The organism is Brevibacillus sp. NPDC003359, assembly GCF_042878995.1.
Classification (GTDB): domain Bacteria; phylum Bacillota; class Bacilli; order Brevibacillales; family Brevibacillaceae; genus Brevibacillus.
This window is the reverse complement of record NZ_JBIAOR010000004.1, coordinates 33618-49154: the sequence shown is the minus strand read 5'-3', so window position 1 is coordinate 49154 and position 15537 is coordinate 33618. Positions and strand designations below refer to the sequence as shown.

The following is a 15537-nucleotide window of genomic DNA, read 5'->3' as shown; positions in this document are numbered from 1 at the left end:
GTTTACTCAACTGTTACACTTTTGGCCAAATTTCGTGGACGATCTACGTCATTGCCGAGTGCAACAGAAGTGTAATAGGAAATGAGCTGGAGGGGGATAACGCCTAGAACTGACGTAAACAAAGCATCTGTCTGCGGAATCAGGCATACATCATCAACCGAGCGATGCAGCTCTACATGTCCGTCTAATGTTATACCGAGAACGTTTGCTCCACGGGCTTTTACTTCTGCAATATTGCTAATCATTTTCTCATGCAGCTCATCCTGTGTAGCCAAAGCGATGACTCTCGTACCCTCTTCGATCAGTGCTAGCGTGCCGTGCTTTAGCTCCCCTGCCGCATACGCCTCCGAATGGATATACGAGATTTCTTTCAGCTTGAGCGAGCCTTCCATAGATACGGCATGATCGAGTCCTCGTCCGATAAAAAACAGATGCTGCTCGTCCTTGATCGATTCAGCGAAATGACGAATCTCATCCGCATGCTCGAGAATATGCTCGACTTGATCCGGGAGTGCGTTCAGTTGCTGAATCAGGGATGCACGCGTGCTATCATCCAGCGTCCCCTTCGCTTGCGCCAAATAGATGCCGAGCAAGTAAAACGCAATCAACTGCGAGGTATATGCCTTCGTCGAAGCAACCGCGATTTCCGGACCTGCATTTGTCGTAATCACGTCATCGGCATCACGAGCAATCGAGCTTCCGACTACATTCGTAATTGCGAGCACTGCTGAGCCATTTCGTTTGGCTTCACGCATGGCTGCCAATGTATCTGCTGTCTCTCCTGATTGACTGACGGCAATCGTGAGCGTATTGGGTTGAAAGAGTGGGCGACGGTAACGAAACTCCGACGCTACATCTACTTCTACCGGAATCTGTGCCAGTCGCTCGATCACATGCTTGCCAATCAAGCCCGCATGATAAGCGGTACCGCATGCGACAATGTAGATTTTCTCCACACGTTTGGCTCTCACTTCCGATAACTGAAGATTAGGGAAAATAACCTTTTGCCCGCTATTATCGATTCGACCTGTCATTGTATTGCGCAGGGCACGCGGCTGCTCGTAAATTTCCTTTTGCATATAGTGAGCAAAGCCGTCTTTTTCAGCTTGCTCCTTGTCCCACTCAATCCGCACCAGCTCTCGCTCAATTGGCTCCGTTGTATCCAGACGCATGACGTGAACAGAATCTTTGGTCAGAATCGCCAAGTCTCCGTCTTCGAGAACGTACACATCACGCGTATGCTCCAGGATCGCCGGGATATCAGAACCGATGAAATTCTCATTCTCCCCTACCCCGATAATCAACGGGCTCGCCATACGAACTGCAATCAGCTTGTCAGGCTCATGCTCCGTCATCACACCGAGTGCAAATGCTCCGCGAATTTTGCCAGCGACCTTCTGCACTGCCGCAACTAGGTTGTTGTCGTATTCCTGCGCCAAAAGGTGCACGATGACTTCCGTGTCCGTCTCCGAAGTAAATGTCACGCCCTTTTCGATCAATTCCTGCTTGAGATCCAGATAGTTCTCGATAATGCCGTTATGCACGATCGAGAACTTGCCGGATTGATCAAAATGAGGATGAGAGTTTTCGTCAGACGGTCTTCCGTGAGTCGCCCAGCGCGTATGACCAATGCCGATGGAGCCCTGCAAGCCGGACGTTTTGGTTTGGCTCTCCAGTACATCAATTCTGCCTTTTGCCTTGCGAATGCCGATGGTTGCTCCGTCACAAATCGCAATGCCAGCTGAATCGTAGCCTCTGTATTCCAGCTTTCGCAGCCCATTGATTAGAATCGGCTGCGCTTCCCTGTTCCCGATATATCCCATAATTCCGCACATGTCTTCGGTTCCTCCCTTGTTGCGTAAAATGTTCGGACTTTATATTATGCGAGCAAGCTGACGACTTCCTTCTCCTGCCTGATAGCAACGGAGGTTCCGATGCGATATACATTCGGATTCGTGATGCCCTCAAACGCATTGCGTGTATCGATAATGGCCACTCCCAAGTCCGCCAGCTCCTGATAGGCAAAGCATTGGTGATTCGTAATGAGCACCATGCAATCGTAAGTCTTGAACGCCTCATAGTCATTGTTAATGGAATGGACGATCTCGCCTTTTTTATTCACAAAGCTCTGTGCATACGGGTCGTAATAATCGACAGTTGCTCCGCTATTCTTGAACAGCTCGTAAATCTCCAGCCCAGGTGATTCACGCAGGTCATCTACTTCCGGCTTGTAGGCCATGCCGAGAATCAAGATGCGTGAGCTGTTGATTGCTTTGGCGTAAATGTTGAGCACCTGTGCTGTCTTGTTTCGCACATAGTCCGGCATGTTGTCGTTAATCGATTGGGCGATCTCAATAAATTGGCTGTGAAAACGAAAGCCCTTGGCCTTCCACGACAAATACATCGGATCGAGCGGTATGCAATGCCCACCGATTCCGGGTCCAGGGTAAAACGGCATGAACCCAAAAGGCTTGGTCGATGCGGCCTTGATTACTTCCCAAACATTGATGCCCATTCTGTCGCACATCATCGCCATCTCATTCATGAAGGCAATATTGACGCTACGGAAGGTGTTTTCCAAAAGCTTGGACATCTCCGCCACCTTTGGCGAGGAGACTGGCACGACGGTTTTGACCAGGCTGCCATACAAGAGTGTGCCTAACTCCATGCAACGTTCTGTCGTCCCGCCGATCACCTTTGGCGTATTGTACGTACTGTATTTGCGATTGCCCGGATCGACCCTCTCCGGTGAGTAGCAGAGGAAAAAGTCGATGCCAGCACGATAGCCCAGCTTTTCAAATTCGCGCTGGATCAGCTCTTCAGTCGTTCCTGGATAGGTTGTGCTCTCCAGCGTAATGAGCATTCCTCTTTTCATGAATCTCTTGATTTGCTCGACAACGCTTATAATGTAAGAGGTGTCCGGGTCCTGATTGGGACTGAGTGGAGTAGGAACGCAAATGCTGATCGCATCCAGCTCTTCGATTACGCTATAATCAGTCGTCGGAAAAAAGCGATTGGTCGCGAGGCATTCCTGCAAGGTTTCATTCGAAATATCCTGGACGTAAGACTCTCCTCTTTTCAGGCTTTCAATTTTCCCATTATGCAGATCGATCCCGATTACGGTATAACCGCTCTTGATCGTCTCTACCGCCAGCGGCAGCCCTACATACCCAAGCCCAATGACACCTACTCTCGCTGTCTTTCGTTGAATCTTCTGTTGCAGTTCCTCAAATCTCGCCATCCTCGTTTCTCTCCCTTTCTCTTTCTAAAATTATGAAATCAGCCTTTTCACCCTGGCTTCCAGTTCAACCGGGGAGAATGGTTTGGTAATGTAGTCAGATGCTCCCATCGCAAATGATTTTTGCACATCTTCTTCCAGACGTTTGTCTGTCAGCACCATAATCTTGCTCATGGAATCACTGATATGCTTGATTTTTTCCATGAGCTGGTATCCATTGAGGATAGGGAGATTCAGGTCAGTAATCACAAGATCAGGGGCAACCGCCTGATATTTTTCCATGCCATCCATCCCGTCATTGGCTACCGTAACGAGATACCCTTTGCGCTGAAAGTAGATGCTCAAAAACTCGTTGACAGTCTCATCATGGTTGACCAGCAAAATACTAGCCGGCTCCTCTTTTGGAGTGGGGGTCTGCTCGTAAAGCTTGATCTCCCCGTGTGCGCCTGGCTCTCTCATCTCTTGGATCATCCGCATCAGCATTTGACCGGACGAACGCGAGCTTTCAGGAAAACTCGCAATAAAGAGGCTGCCCGCAAGCAGTTTGTGCTCTTGCATATAGTCTTTTACACGCAATGCATAGAAATGGGTGTTCGAAAGCTTCTGTCCCTCCAGCAGAATTCCGAAGAGCTGCTTGTTTTTGTCATACGCGTAGTGTAAAGCAATCTCGGAGCCATCTCCTGAACGAGTGCCCAGGTCTTGCTTGATCAGCTCCATTGAATCTTTCGTGAGGGTTTTGCAAGCGGCAAGAATAACCCCACACGCCAATTGTTTCTCTTCCATCTTGCTCAGATGCTCGTAAAAAACAGGTACGAGATTACTCATGATCTAGCCTCCAAACTTGAAATGTTTTCGCTGCCCTTCGTCTGCCAGCTCGTCCGCGTCATCGTTCCCCAGGAGTTGTTGTTGCGCAAAAATTCAATATGACCGAGGAATCTCCAGATGACGCCAATTTGCCGATAGCCGAAGAACATCAGAATCGTATAGAAAAGCATTTTGACGATGTCTCGAAAACGCGGATACCGTCGAAACGCGATTTCCTCCAGCAATAAGGAGCCAATGCCAAGCAGCATGCCATACAGCACATTGAGCAAGCCGTAGATCAAGAGGACGTAGCCGTTTGTCATATCCAGCATGGTATAGCCGATGAGGGCCAAGAGACCCGTGATGCGGAAGTACGGATTCAAGGTTTCAAACAAGATATTGAACGGTAGCGTGAGCATTCCGAACTGCTTGTATTTGGGGCGAAACGCCATATGTCTTCCGTACTCAATCATGTTTTTCAGATTACCGCGTCCCCATCTGCGGCGTTGACTTCCCAAAATTTTGAGCGTATCCGGCGCTTGCGTCCAGCAGACCGCATCGGGGCAAAATGCCACTCGATACGGCAGCTTGTTTTCCAGCATGTACTTGTGCAGCTTGATGATGATGTTCATGTCTTCACCTGGATACCCCTCGCGGTAACCGCCGACCTTGATGATGTAATCCTTGCGAAAAACACCGAACGCGCCTGAAACGATAATCAATCCGTTGATCGCGCTCCAGCCGATCCGTCCCCCGAGAAACGCCTTGAGGTATTCGACGGATTGCATCATCGGCAGAAACTTGTCTGGCAAACGAATGTCCTTCACTACACCGTCTTCGATATTGCAGCCGTTGGCAATGCGGATATCTCCACCGATGGCAACTGTTTCATCCGGGTTTTCCATATACACCTTCGCAATGCGAATCAGTGCGTCTTTTTCCAGCAAGGAATCTGCATCAATGGAAGCGATCAACGGATAGTGGGAAAGATTGATCCCCGCATTGAGCGAGTCAGCTTTTCCTCCGTTGTCTTTGTCGATCAAATACAGATTCGGAAAAGCCGGATTGTGGTAGACTCCCCTGATCTTCGACGTGTTCAGAAGCGGCTGCACCGGCATGTGCTCGGAGTAAACCAGCGAAAACTCGTCAATCATTACCTGCAAGGTTGCATCCTTCGATCCATCATTGACCACGAGCACCTCGTAGCGCGGATAGTTCAAGGATAAGAGCGACCTTACATTTTCAATAATCGTCAGCTCCTCATTGTATGCTGGCACGAGAATCGAAATCGGCGGAACGTGCTCAGAGCCTGAAAGTGTCTGGAATCTCGAATAGATGGAGCTTTTTAAAATCCCCAGGATGCTCTTGAACGAGAACAGCATGATGATGAAGTACAGAGAGTTGATCGCGATGACGTAATAGACCGCAAACACTCCGTAGTAAAGTAGAAAATCTCTCATGGCAGCCTCCTTTCGCTTTATCTTTCCAGTGCCTGAACCGTGGAGATCGTTTTGCGATACGACTTGCGGTATAGATGCAGCTTTTCGTTGTATTGCACGAGCTTCTCTGTGGCTGTCGCATCCTGTAGAACCAGCTTCTCTTTTTCCAGCTCCTCTTGGATCACTTGATGAGCCATCTCACTCTTTTGACCGTTTCGCTCTTCCTGCAAAATTTCACACAGAGCAGCAAAGCCTTCGACCTCTAGCTGCGTCAGACTGCGTGCACTGTGATGACGAACCCACCAGTTCGCATCGCCCACCGCCTTTTTCAGCGTGGGAATGTACGGAAGCAATTTCAGTGAGCCAATTGCCTTCGCTGCCATTGCCCGAATTTCCCAATCTTTGTGGTTCATAAAATCAGTGACTGTCTGCTCATTCATATAGCGGACATCCCGACACATGAGCTTGACCGCCTTAATTCGGACTTCCTTGTCAGGCGCTTGAATGAGCTGGTATAGGGCAGGCTCAATGCCGGGCTGAACATGGACGGTGTAGCCAATCAGTCCGATTTTGACCAGTTCAGCATCGGATTCTTGTAAAAACTGGGCAAAAAGCGGTGCCGTATCCACCTGCGAATCACTGATGATGTCCACGATGAGCTGGTGGACATTTTTCTTCGCTCCGACAACGTGGGTCACCATTTCCCGCAAATCTTCTGTGTTTCGTGCACATTTGGCGACGGAGCGCGCAATGATAAAAACACTGGTGTCATTCGTGTTTTTTTGCAGGAGGGTTAAAAGAGCAGGCACGGCCAGCTTGGAGCGCATGATCCCCAGATTGTAAGCGGCATCCACTCTCGTCCATTTCCACCTGCCATTTAGTCTTTGCATATCCAACTCTACGAGTCCCATATCCTCGCAGAGCCAGATCAGCTTGTCCCGATGAATGCCGGTGACCCGCTCCATCAGCTCAAACAGCTTTTTCTGAATGATTTGCTTCTCTTTTTGCGTCATTTCGCCATAAGGCACTTGCAAGCGCCCCTCTTCTTCCCCATGTGCTTGCAGGTAAACGAAGTAGTCGCGATATTTTTCTAGACAACGCACAGTCTGTTTCTCCACCGAAATGTTGCGCAGCTTCAGTGCGAACAAGACAACCAAGCCTAGTACTGTCAATCCACATAGCGCGTACAGAAAAACAATTGCCGTCGCCAATGGTGTTTGCACGGTTGCCACTCTCCTATCCAATCAAGGGTGAGTCCCGACCTTCACCGGAGCCTCAATCTCATGAAATGCTTTTTTTAGTATGGAATAGCTCTGTTTTTTGCGTTCGTGATAGCCGACCTGCTCCCAGCCTTGCCACGTATACATCGGGAGCTTCGTCACTGCATAAGCCTTTTCACCGACGATTTGTTGCGTCGCTGTATCCACCAGGATCGGCAGGATACGAATGCCTTTCGTCGTCTTCGTCATGAAGTTTTTACCATCATCTTCATAGCTCATGACGGACAAGGAGCTCGGGTCTGTAAATCCAAGCAGCATCCACGGTACTCTCAGCTCTACCACTTTGCCCTTCGCTTGCCAGGCAGTTCGTGAGTCGTACTGCGGGTCTTGGGCATCTGTCGTTCCCCGGAGCAGCTTGCCGACCTCGACTTCCTCCAACGGATAGTACTTCTTGCTGTCTGGCGGCTCCATCTCCAGGCTAACGGCCAGCTTCCACGGCTTGAAGATCCCGGAATTGTCTTTTTGCTCCTCTTCCTTCACTTCCAGCATGCCATAGCGTTTTCCGTATAAGCGTGCATAAAAGTCATAATTGGCCGCGATTTGAATCTGGCTCTCGGCTGCTTTTCCTAACGCAATTAGCGTCTCCAGCCCCTCATCCAGCGTCAGGCCGGGAAGCTGTGCCGCATGCTTGTTCCCGCCAGGAAGCGTATCAACCCCCACATAGAGCTGTTGTTTAGCCGGATCAAACTCTTCCTGCAATTGAGCAAGGAAATAGACGTATCCTTCATCATGTGTCATCCAGATTTCATCGACGCCCGGGACTTGAACATCGAGGCGTTGCTTCTCTTCCGGCACAAGCTGATCCCAATCGGTGCGATTCCCATCGATGGTCAGCACACCTTCTTTGTTCGGGTACATGCCGAGAACTCCAAACAGAGACTCGTTGGTCAAAACGTTGATCCACAGAGAGCGCCGATCTTCGGGCAGCTCAAAGCGCATCGTGTTCCACGTTTTTTTGAACCACTCGTCCTGCCAGACGAATACGATTGCTCCCGCATAACCTTCCTGATGGATTTCTTGCAAAAGCTCGACATCGATCTCTCCCTGCTGCTTTTCTGAATGACCACCCTGATTGCGCCCCAAATTGCCCAGATGGGCGACTCCCACCGATGCCGGGACCCCGAATTCCGTCACCATGATCGGCATGTTTTTGTGATACTGCTTCAGTTTTCGCAAATACGCTTTGTACGTATCGATTTGCCCTGCATCGTTCTTCAGCTGTTGCAGGGTAGTGTCGTAGCGGAAGAAATCCGGATAATACGGGTACACGTGATAGGAAGCGAAGTAACCTGCCTCCCACTGTGTTGGCTCTATATGGGTAGGATCGACACTGACCAAATCCTCATGCTGGATCGGCTCTCCAGGATGCGCTAAGGGGTCTGTGGTCACCCAATTGGTGAAGGTCATCGGATGCTGCCAACCGTATTTGCTCTCTTCCATTGCGACGGTATCCACCATTTCAGCAAGCCATGTCTCAAAAGCGGTTGCATTCGGTATCGCGTGGAAGTACTTCCCTTGATAAGGGGCAACTTTTTGATGCTGGCGGTTGGTGTTTTGCACCATCACGGGGTCCCACTCAGTCCCTGTGTGCCAGCCGATCAAGTATTTACCTGCATTTGCACGGTATGTACCACTTGCCTTTCCCGGTTTTTCCGGCAGAGTGATGTCCCCGTAGACAGCGCCGACTGCATCCTTGATTTCCTGTCGAAACTCCTCGCGAATCTCTGGCAGATAGGCGTCTTTCTTTTCAATCAACAGCTCTTCTGGACTCCAAATGCCTTGCATCAAATAGAGAGGGTCTCCTTCTTTTCGCCGATTGTAGTCGACCAATGCTTCATAAAAGACAGGAGAATGGATGGTATACACACGAATGACGTTCGCTCCCATCTCGTCGATCATCGCGAACCAGCGCATGTAATCCTCTCTTGTTATGGGAAGCTCACCCGGATAATGACCCGGTAACGATGCCCCCAGATTGACGCCTTTCGCAAAAAAGGGCTGCCATTTTTGATCCTGATAGACTTCGAACAACTCGCCATTCGCACGAAATTTTAATTGAGCACCTGCAGTCGTCTCCATGCTTTCGACACGATCTGCTGCCCAAAACCACCAGAAGGTACTTGCCCCCGCCACGATCAGCATGGTCAAGCTCATCCAGCGCCATCTTCTCTTCTTTGTTGGCTCCATTTCTCGTCAACCTCCGATATGTTGCCACGTCACAGTCATTGTAAACATACCGAGCAAATTGTTCCCATAGACAAAATTCACTATTGTGTATTTTTCAGATTTGTCATGAAATTGTAATGTTGGGACAGATTCAGCTCCATTGTCCTACGTTTTTTGGAGAGAAGTCCTGCAACCGGGACGGTCTTCTGGCCCATACTTTTTCTAAATTAGGTACATTTACTCGTTCCTTTTTTTTCCTTTTCGCTTGTGAAAATGGTAGGTTGCTACTATTTGGAAAGTGCTGGAGTTTATCGGAATCAGGGATTATTTACAAAAAGAATATAAAGTGTATCGTAGCTTGATTCTCAGGAAGGTTTGTTTATAATAGACATTAAGGATCTATAATAGATTCATTTAGTGTGCAGATATTGCGTTGAAATCCAGGCTATATGCAGGAAACTAGGAAGAATGAGCTTTTTGCTTGTACATTACAGATATTAAATATCTATAAAGGTGGTATGCAGACATGAATCAACCTATCGATGTAGCGATTATTGGCGGGGGTCCAGCAGGCATAAGCGCCGCCCTCGTACTTGGCAGGGCAAGAAAAAGCGTAGTGGTTATCGACGAAGGTCGTCCGCGCAATCGGGTTACACGCGAATCACACGGCTTTCTTACGAGAGACGGCATCGCGCCGAGCGATTTTCGGCGGATAACAAGGGAACAAATCAGCGCCTACCCCTCCGTTCATATCGTGGAGGATACAGCTGTCACAATCACGGGACACGATGGTCATTTTCTCATTACGACTGCACAAGGAACGACTTATCTTGGCAAAAAGCTGCTCTTCGCAGTGGGCATGAAGGATCTGCCTTTGGCTATTAACGGATTGGACGAAGTGTATGGAAAAAGTGCCTTCGTCTGCCCTTATTGCGATGGATGGGAAGTACGCGACCAGCCGCTCGCCGTGATTGCCAAGGGAGTGAGGGCCTTACAATGGGCGAAAGTACTGTCGGGTTGGACCAATCAATACACCATCTGCACCAATGGACCAGATGAATGGACAGATGAACAACGAGCAGAGCTGCAGCAGCGTAACATCCCTGTCTTTGACTCCCCAATCGAGAGAATCGCATCTGTCGATGGCATGGTGCAGCGAGTGGAGCTTACAGATGGAACCAGCGTTCCGTGCACGGGGATATTTTTTGTTCCGAAGCTGGCAACTGGATCGGACTTGCCACAAGCATTGGGCTGCCAGCTAACAGAAGCGGGAACCGTCCTCGTCGACAGCTTTGGGAAAACGAGCGTACCGGGTGTCTACAGTGCTGGCGATATGACAATGGCAACGCCACAGCATCAGGTGATTACTGCCGCTGCTCTAGGCTTTGCGGCTGGTATAAGTATCAACAACGAACTGCTTGCAGAAGCATGGGATCGTCTGAGTTAACACGATTCCAACATGTTCCTTCCACATAAAAAAGGGACAATCCCTCCGTCTGTACTAGACTTCCGGGATTGTCCCTCTTCTATATATAGAAGCAATGCGTCTTGCTCAGCTTACAGCGTCTTCTGTCCTGGCTTCCAGTTCGCTGGGCACAGACCGCCTGCTTGCAGGGCTTGCAAAATACGCGTCGTTTCTGTCACGCTGCGGCCTACGTTCATGTCTGTTACCACTTGGTAGCGCAGAATACCGTCTGGATCGATGATGAACAAGCCACGGTGAGCGGCACCCGTTTCTTCATCCAACACACCGTAAGCACGTGCTGTCTCTTTCTTAAAGTCGCTCGCGATCGGGAAATTGACTTCACCGATTCCGTTTTGGTCGCGCGGTGTTTTGATCCAAGCACGGTGCGTATGTACGCTATCCGTGGACACTCCCAGTACTTCGCAATCCAAATCTTCGAACTCTTCCATGTTGTCACTAAACGAAGTTACCTCTGTCGGGCATACAAAAGTGAAATCGAATGGCCAGAAGAACAAAATCAACCATTTTCCTTTATAATCAGCCAGAGTCGCTCGCTCTTCCAGAGTCTCAATGTTTTTGGTCGTGAGCATGTTAAAGTCAGGTGCCGGTTTTCCTACTTGAAGTTGAACAGTTTGCTGCATTGTCATGATGAATCGCTCCTTTTTATGGTGTTTGATGAAAATTACTTCGCAGTCTCTTCCAACGCTGCCAGTGCTTTTTTGATACGTGTCGGGTTGAAGCCCAAAATTTGCTTCTCACCAATGACTGTCAATGGAACAGACATCACACCTAAACGGCTTAGCTCTTGGCCGTACTCTTCTTTTTCATCGATGTTGCGCTCTTCGAAAGAAATGTCTTGTTCTATCAAATATGTCTTTAATTGCTTGCAGAAGTTGCAATTGGTGCTGGAGTATACGATTGCTTGTGCCATGTTGGATTCTCTCCCTTTCTTCTATTTGTATTGTGGGACAACTTTAGATCGCTTGTTGATGTATTTGTCTACAGCCATGGCCGCAATGGCACCGTCTGCCGCAGCAACTACTGCTTGCTTCACAGGTGTTTTGCGCACCTCACCCGCTCCAAAAACGCCTGGAACAGAAGACTGCATGAATTCATCTAAAATCATAAATCCTTCATCATCGAGGGGGACTTGTCCATCCAAGAAATCGGTACCCGGCTTGCTGCCAGACAGGAAGACGAAGACTCCGTCTACAGACAGCATTTCTTCTGTTCCTTCTGCCGTGCGAATGCGCAACCCTTCGACTGACTTCTCCCCCACGATTTCCAACGGGCGTGTACGGAAACGCAATTCCGTGTTTGGCAACTCAGGTAGGTCTTCTACCCCTTGAAGATCAGCGCGCGGCACCAAGAAAGTGATTTTGTCCGTAAATTTGGTCAGAGCATGCGCTTCTTCCAATGCTTCCTCCGTATCACCGATGACCGCCACGTGCTTTCCTTCATAAAAAGCTCCGTCGCATGTCGCGCAAGTGCTTACGCCTCGCCCGAGCAATTGCTCTTCTCCTGGAAGCATACGGTTACGCCCTTTGGAACCCGTCGCTACAATCACAGCCTTCGCTTCGAAAGTACCATGCGCCGTGAAGATGCTCTTTTCCTCATCCTCTACATCTACCGCAGAAATCGTAGTCTGGATGAATTCTGCACCGAAGCCCTCCGCTTGTCTGCGCATTTTATCCAACAGTTCCTTCCCAGTCATCTCGCCTTCCACTCCAGGATAGTTGGCGATTTTATGTGTCAGGGCAAGTGCCCCTGTTCCGGGTGCCTTATCAAGGACGAGCGTCTTTAGATTTCCACGAGCTGTATAAGTGGCAGCGGATGTACCAGCCGGTCCTCCGCCGATGATGATGACATCATACATGAACGGCTCCCCCTTTCCTTATTATCAAATTATAATTATTATCAACTAGGAACAATTATCATTTTACTTTATATAATTTGAAAGTCAATATCTTTTTATAATTATTTTAAATAAGGATTTTCCAGAACTACTCCCATACTTTTGGCAAGAAACATGGGGGCGATCATGCGTACTTATCTGTATTATTTTACGATTCCGAATTCACCCCATTTCGTTGACGAAACAAGTAAATCAGGATAAAGTACCACTAACACTTGAACGCACAAAAGCAAAAAAGCAAGAAAGCACAAAAGTACGAAAGTAAAAATGTACCTTCTCACTGCTTCAGCCTGATTTAACAAGGAGTTGCCATTATGAACAAGCCATTATCTTTTTCTCAAAGCATTTTGGTGCTTGTCACCGTATTCGGAATCTTGTTTCCCGCCCTTTTTTGGGGCAAAGTTGAGCCGCATATGCCGCTCTTCCTCGCAACCATTGGAGCTGCCACTCTTCTCTTCCTATTCGGCATTCCGTGGAAACAAATGGAGGAGGGCTTGATTAAAGGAATTCAAACCGCGATTGCCCCCATGCTGATTCTTTCCTTAATCGGTATTTTAATCGGGGTATGGATGATGAGTGGTACCGTTCCGATGATTCTGCATCTCGGCATTTCGATCATCTCACCGGAGTACTTCACACTCTCGGCCCTGTTTCTGACGGTAATCGTCTCTTCCGTTACAGGAAGCTCTTTTACCACGATTAGTACGGTAGGGGTCGCTATGATGGGGGTCTCCACTGCACTCGGACTTGATCCGTTGATTACAGCAGGTGCTATTATTTGTGGGGCATGCTTCGGGGATAAAATGTCGCCGCTATCCGACACGACCAACTTTGCAGCAGCAATTGCGGGCGTTTCCTTGTCAGAACACGTCAAGTTCATGTCACGCACTGCCATTCCTGCTCTTGTCATTACCGCGATTTTCTTCGGAATTCAAGGACAAAGTGCCAGTGTTAATCTAGACGCCATTCAAGAAATTCAGCTTGCTCTGGAACAAAACTTCTCGCTTGGCCTTTTTTCACTGCTGCCAGCATTCGTCGTCCTGTTATGTTCAGCGCTGCGAAAGCCGATTTTGCCTACGTTGGTATTCGGGATTTTGAGCGGGATTGTCACAGCTGCTCTTTCGGAAGGAGTTACCTCTCCGGTCGATTGGATGACGGTCATGCAAAAAGGCTTCGTCAGCAATATCGCCAATGAAGCCGTTGCATCGATTGTTGACCGCGGTGGACTGTTGTCGATGACCTGGTCCCTCGCCTTGATTCTGATTGCCTTGTCTTTAGGTGGTATCCTGCAATACAGCGGTGTGTTTCATGCTCTCTTTTCCGGATTCATCAATCGAATCAAACGGGATGCTGAAATGGTCGGACTTGCCGGATCTTCTTCTATTCTCGTGAATCTGCTGACAGGAGAACAATACTTGTCCATCCTGCTCCCTGGCCAAATGTTTCGTGAAGCATTTGCAGCTCGGGGAATGGCGGCCAGACGACTGTCTCGTACTCTCGAAGACTGCGGGACACTCGTCAACCCACTCATTCCATGGGGTGTAAGTGGTGCATTCTTTACAGCTACCCTACATGTATCCACACTGGAATACTTGCCTTATGTCATTTACCTGTGGGTCTCGCCAATTCTGACGTTTCTATTCGCCATGAGTCGGCAGAAAGCTTAGCCGGCTGCATACACGGTCGTACAGTTTTTTCCTTTGCGCTTGGAGCGGTACAGTGCCTCATCTGCTGCCCGCTTCAAGCCATCTGCCGTGTTTGCGTCTTGGGGGTAGCGCGCAATGCCAACACTGACCGCAATCAAAATGCAGCAATCATCCTGTGTTAATGGGCGCAAGCGCAAATATTCCCGAATGGCATACGCTTTTTCCTCCGCCAACTCTATGGACGATCCTGGGCAGAGCAGCATGAACTCGTCTCCCGCATAACGATACGCAGTATCCTCTGGTCCCGCCACTTCTTTCATCGCTTCGGCAATTTGTTTAATCAGTGCGTCCCCTGCATGATGACCATAATGGTCGTTCACCGCTTTCAAGCTGTCTGAATCCAGCATGATCAAAGAGACAGACGTATCCTCTTCACTCAGCAGCTTTTCCAAATCACGGTGGAACGCACGATAATTCGCAATCCCTGTCAGCTCATCCTGGAACGACATCTGGTACATTCGCTCATACAATCGGGCCGTCTCGATAGCACTTGCTACCTGAAAACCAATGATTTTCAGTAGTTCCTCGTGCTCTTTTTTATAGGCGAATTCGCGATAAGATTGGGCAGAAACAACGCCTTTGATCTGATTCCCGAGCATAAGTGGAACGAAAATGCATGTATTCGTATCAATTTCCGGGCTTCCCCAGCGGATCATTTCTGGCTCGCTTGGCTCGTTCTTCATCGTCTTGATGTGGATGGTTTCCCGTGTATCAATCACTTTGGATACCATCGCCTGCCCATAGGGAATCGTGAGCGGACCGTAATTGACTCCACTATCGATGCTGATCGGGATTTTGATCTCACTATCTCCTTCATCATAAAAGGCAATAAAGAAAGCATCTGCACGCATGACGCGCGAGACCAGTTCGAATGCTTTCCACAAAATTTTGCTTTCCTCAAACGTTTTGGCAAAAATGTGGCTGAGATCGTGTAAAATTTTCATGTGCTCGGAGATCCACATCATTTCGGTTACCTTATTGCGCAGCTCCACAATCTGCTTCAGCAATTCTGCATGCAAAACACTGTCCTGTTCCGACAGCATACTGTCTACCTCTCGAGATAACGCTTCGACCTCGCCAAGCTCGACTTCTTCTATGTTGCTCAGCCATTGACTATAACGCTCCAACAGCTGTCTTGCATACGCTTCTCTAACGACGTGCTTCTCATGCATATTCAACCCTCCGGCTATTGGGTAGCGTTACGCTTTTTTTTCATGATATCGCTCAACAGCTGCACGGATGGCTTGCAAGACAGCTCCTTGACCAGGTGCTAGAAAACGTTCTTGGATCGCCTTCGTGATCTCCTGCATTCCATCTGCAACCGTCTTGCCTACAAGCAAGCTCACCAAAAACTCGCTCGTCTTGTCCATGACAAAGGTAAAGCTGGCGTCGCAAATCACTTCGGCGTCTACATCGATGATGAGCACACAGCCTACCATAGTAGAAACTTCGTACAAGGTAGTTCCCTTGGGGATTTGGGCGAAACCTGCTGTCAGTACCGTATTGTTGTTCATCTAGTCGTCC

The 15537-nt window shown here is 48.9% G+C and carries 13 protein-coding genes; 2 read left to right on the top strand and 11 right to left on the bottom strand.

The window, feature by feature from the left end; all coding sequences use genetic code 11:
* Positions 1-2: 2 nt before the first annotated feature.
* Genes glmS through ACFYU8_RS14165 form a run of 6 tightly spaced genes read right to left on the bottom strand, consistent with a single transcriptional unit; the run spans position 3 to position 8948 of the window.
* Positions 3-1835 carry a glutamine--fructose-6-phosphate transaminase (isomerizing) gene (gene glmS, locus ACFYU8_RS14190; protein WP_390300458.1) on the bottom strand — a complete coding sequence of 611 codons (1833 nt, stop codon included), beginning with the start codon at positions 1833-1835 and terminating at the stop codon, positions 3-5.
* A 44-nt stretch (positions 1836-1879) separates the two neighbouring features.
* A complete protein-coding gene (locus tag ACFYU8_RS14185; RefSeq protein ID WP_390300460.1) occupies positions 1880-3241 on the bottom strand; it encodes a nucleotide sugar dehydrogenase in 1362 nt (453 codons plus the stop codon).
* A 30-nt stretch (positions 3242-3271) separates the two neighbouring features.
* Positions 3272-4063 carry a response regulator transcription factor gene (locus ACFYU8_RS14180; protein WP_390300462.1) on the bottom strand — a complete coding sequence of 264 codons (792 nt, stop codon included), beginning with the start codon at positions 4061-4063 and terminating at the stop codon, positions 3272-3274.
* Complete coding sequence (locus ACFYU8_RS14175) at positions 4060-5502, bottom strand: glycosyltransferase family 2 protein (RefSeq protein ID WP_390300464.1); 1443 nt, start codon at positions 5500-5502, stop codon at positions 4060-4062. The genes ACFYU8_RS14180 and ACFYU8_RS14175 overlap by 4 nt, the downstream gene beginning before the upstream one ends.
* A gap of 17 nt (positions 5503-5519) precedes the next feature.
* On the bottom strand, positions 5520-6704 hold the full coding sequence (locus ACFYU8_RS14170; protein WP_390300466.1) for a HEAT repeat domain-containing protein: 1185 nt from the start codon (positions 6702-6704) through the stop codon (positions 5520-5522).
* Positions 6705-6725: 21 nt separating this feature from the next.
* Complete coding sequence (locus ACFYU8_RS14165) at positions 6726-8948, bottom strand: hypothetical protein (RefSeq protein WP_390300468.1); 2223 nt, start codon at positions 8946-8948, stop codon at positions 6726-6728.
* A 505-nt stretch (positions 8949-9453) separates the two neighbouring features.
* Here ACFYU8_RS14165 and ACFYU8_RS14160 point away from each other — a divergent pair.
* Positions 9454-10374: an NAD(P)/FAD-dependent oxidoreductase gene (locus ACFYU8_RS14160; protein WP_390300470.1), complete on the top strand. Its 921-nt coding sequence runs from the start codon at positions 9454-9456 to the stop codon at positions 10372-10374.
* A 110-nt stretch (positions 10375-10484) separates the two neighbouring features.
* Here ACFYU8_RS14160 and ACFYU8_RS14155 read toward each other — a convergent pair whose 3' ends face one another.
* From ACFYU8_RS14155 to ACFYU8_RS14145, 3 genes are read right to left on the bottom strand one after another with little or no spacing between them, the layout of a single operon-like run.
* Complete coding sequence (locus tag ACFYU8_RS14155) at positions 10485-11039, bottom strand: peroxiredoxin (protein ID WP_390300472.1); 555 nt, start codon at positions 11037-11039, stop codon at positions 10485-10487.
* A gap of 35 nt (positions 11040-11074) precedes the next feature.
* Entirely contained in the window at positions 11075-11323 is a 249-nt protein-coding gene (locus ACFYU8_RS14150; protein ID WP_106841250.1) for a glutaredoxin family protein, read from the bottom strand.
* 21 nt (positions 11324-11344) lie between these two features.
* Complete coding sequence (locus tag ACFYU8_RS14145) at positions 11345-12268, bottom strand: NAD(P)/FAD-dependent oxidoreductase (protein ID WP_390300474.1); 924 nt, start codon at positions 12266-12268, stop codon at positions 11345-11347.
* Positions 12269-12621: 353 nt separating this feature from the next.
* Here ACFYU8_RS14145 and nhaC point away from each other — a divergent pair, with 353 nt between their 5' ends.
* Positions 12622-13974: a Na+/H+ antiporter NhaC gene (gene nhaC, locus ACFYU8_RS14140; RefSeq protein WP_390300476.1), complete on the top strand. Its 1353-nt coding sequence runs from the start codon at positions 12622-12624 to the stop codon at positions 13972-13974.
* Here the strand turns inward: nhaC and ACFYU8_RS14135 are convergent.
* Positions 13971-15185 carry a sensor domain-containing diguanylate cyclase gene (locus ACFYU8_RS14135; protein ID WP_390300478.1) on the bottom strand — a complete coding sequence of 405 codons (1215 nt, stop codon included), beginning with the start codon at positions 15183-15185 and terminating at the stop codon, positions 13971-13973. The genes nhaC and ACFYU8_RS14135 overlap by 4 nt on opposite strands.
* A 27-nt stretch (positions 15186-15212) precedes the next feature.
* Positions 15213-15527, bottom strand: coding sequence for a DUF3870 domain-containing protein (locus tag ACFYU8_RS14130; protein WP_390300480.1), 315 nt, complete (start codon positions 15525-15527; stop codon positions 15213-15215).
* Positions 15528-15537: the final 10 nt, after the last annotated feature.

Coding starts and splice junctions, on each gene's coding strand:
- glmS (WP_390300458.1), bottom strand. CDS start 1,835: ATGTGCGGAATTATGGGATATATCGGGAACAGGGAAGCGCAGCCGATT.
- ACFYU8_RS14185 (WP_390300460.1), bottom strand. CDS start 3,241: ATGGCGAGATTTGAGGAACTGCAACAGAAGATTCAACGAAAGACAGCG.
- ACFYU8_RS14180 (WP_390300462.1), bottom strand. CDS start 4,063: ATGAGTAATCTCGTACCTGTTTTTTACGAGCATCTGAGCAAGATGGAA.
- ACFYU8_RS14175 (WP_390300464.1), bottom strand. CDS start 5,502: ATGAGAGATTTTCTACTTTACTACGGAGTGTTTGCGGTCTATTACGTC.
- ACFYU8_RS14165 (WP_390300468.1), bottom strand. CDS start 8,948: ATGGAGCCAACAAAGAAGAGAAGATGGCGCTGGATGAGCTTGACCATG.
- ACFYU8_RS14160 (WP_390300470.1), top strand. CDS start 9,454: ATGAATCAACCTATCGATGTAGCGATTATTGGCGGGGGTCCAGCAGGC.
- ACFYU8_RS14155 (WP_390300472.1), bottom strand. CDS start 11,039: ATGACAATGCAGCAAACTGTTCAACTTCAAGTAGGAAAACCGGCACCT.
- ACFYU8_RS14150 (WP_106841250.1), bottom strand. CDS start 11,323: ATGGCACAAGCAATCGTATACTCCAGCACCAATTGCAACTTCTGCAAG.
- ACFYU8_RS14145 (WP_390300474.1), bottom strand. CDS start 12,268: ATGTATGATGTCATCATCATCGGCGGAGGACCGGCTGGTACATCCGCT.
- nhaC (WP_390300476.1), top strand. CDS start 12,622: ATGAACAAGCCATTATCTTTTTCTCAAAGCATTTTGGTGCTTGTCACC.
- ACFYU8_RS14135 (WP_390300478.1), bottom strand. CDS start 15,185: ATGCATGAGAAGCACGTCGTTAGAGAAGCGTATGCAAGACAGCTGTTG.
- ACFYU8_RS14130 (WP_390300480.1), bottom strand. CDS start 15,527: ATGAACAACAATACGGTACTGACAGCAGGTTTCGCCCAAATCCCCAAG.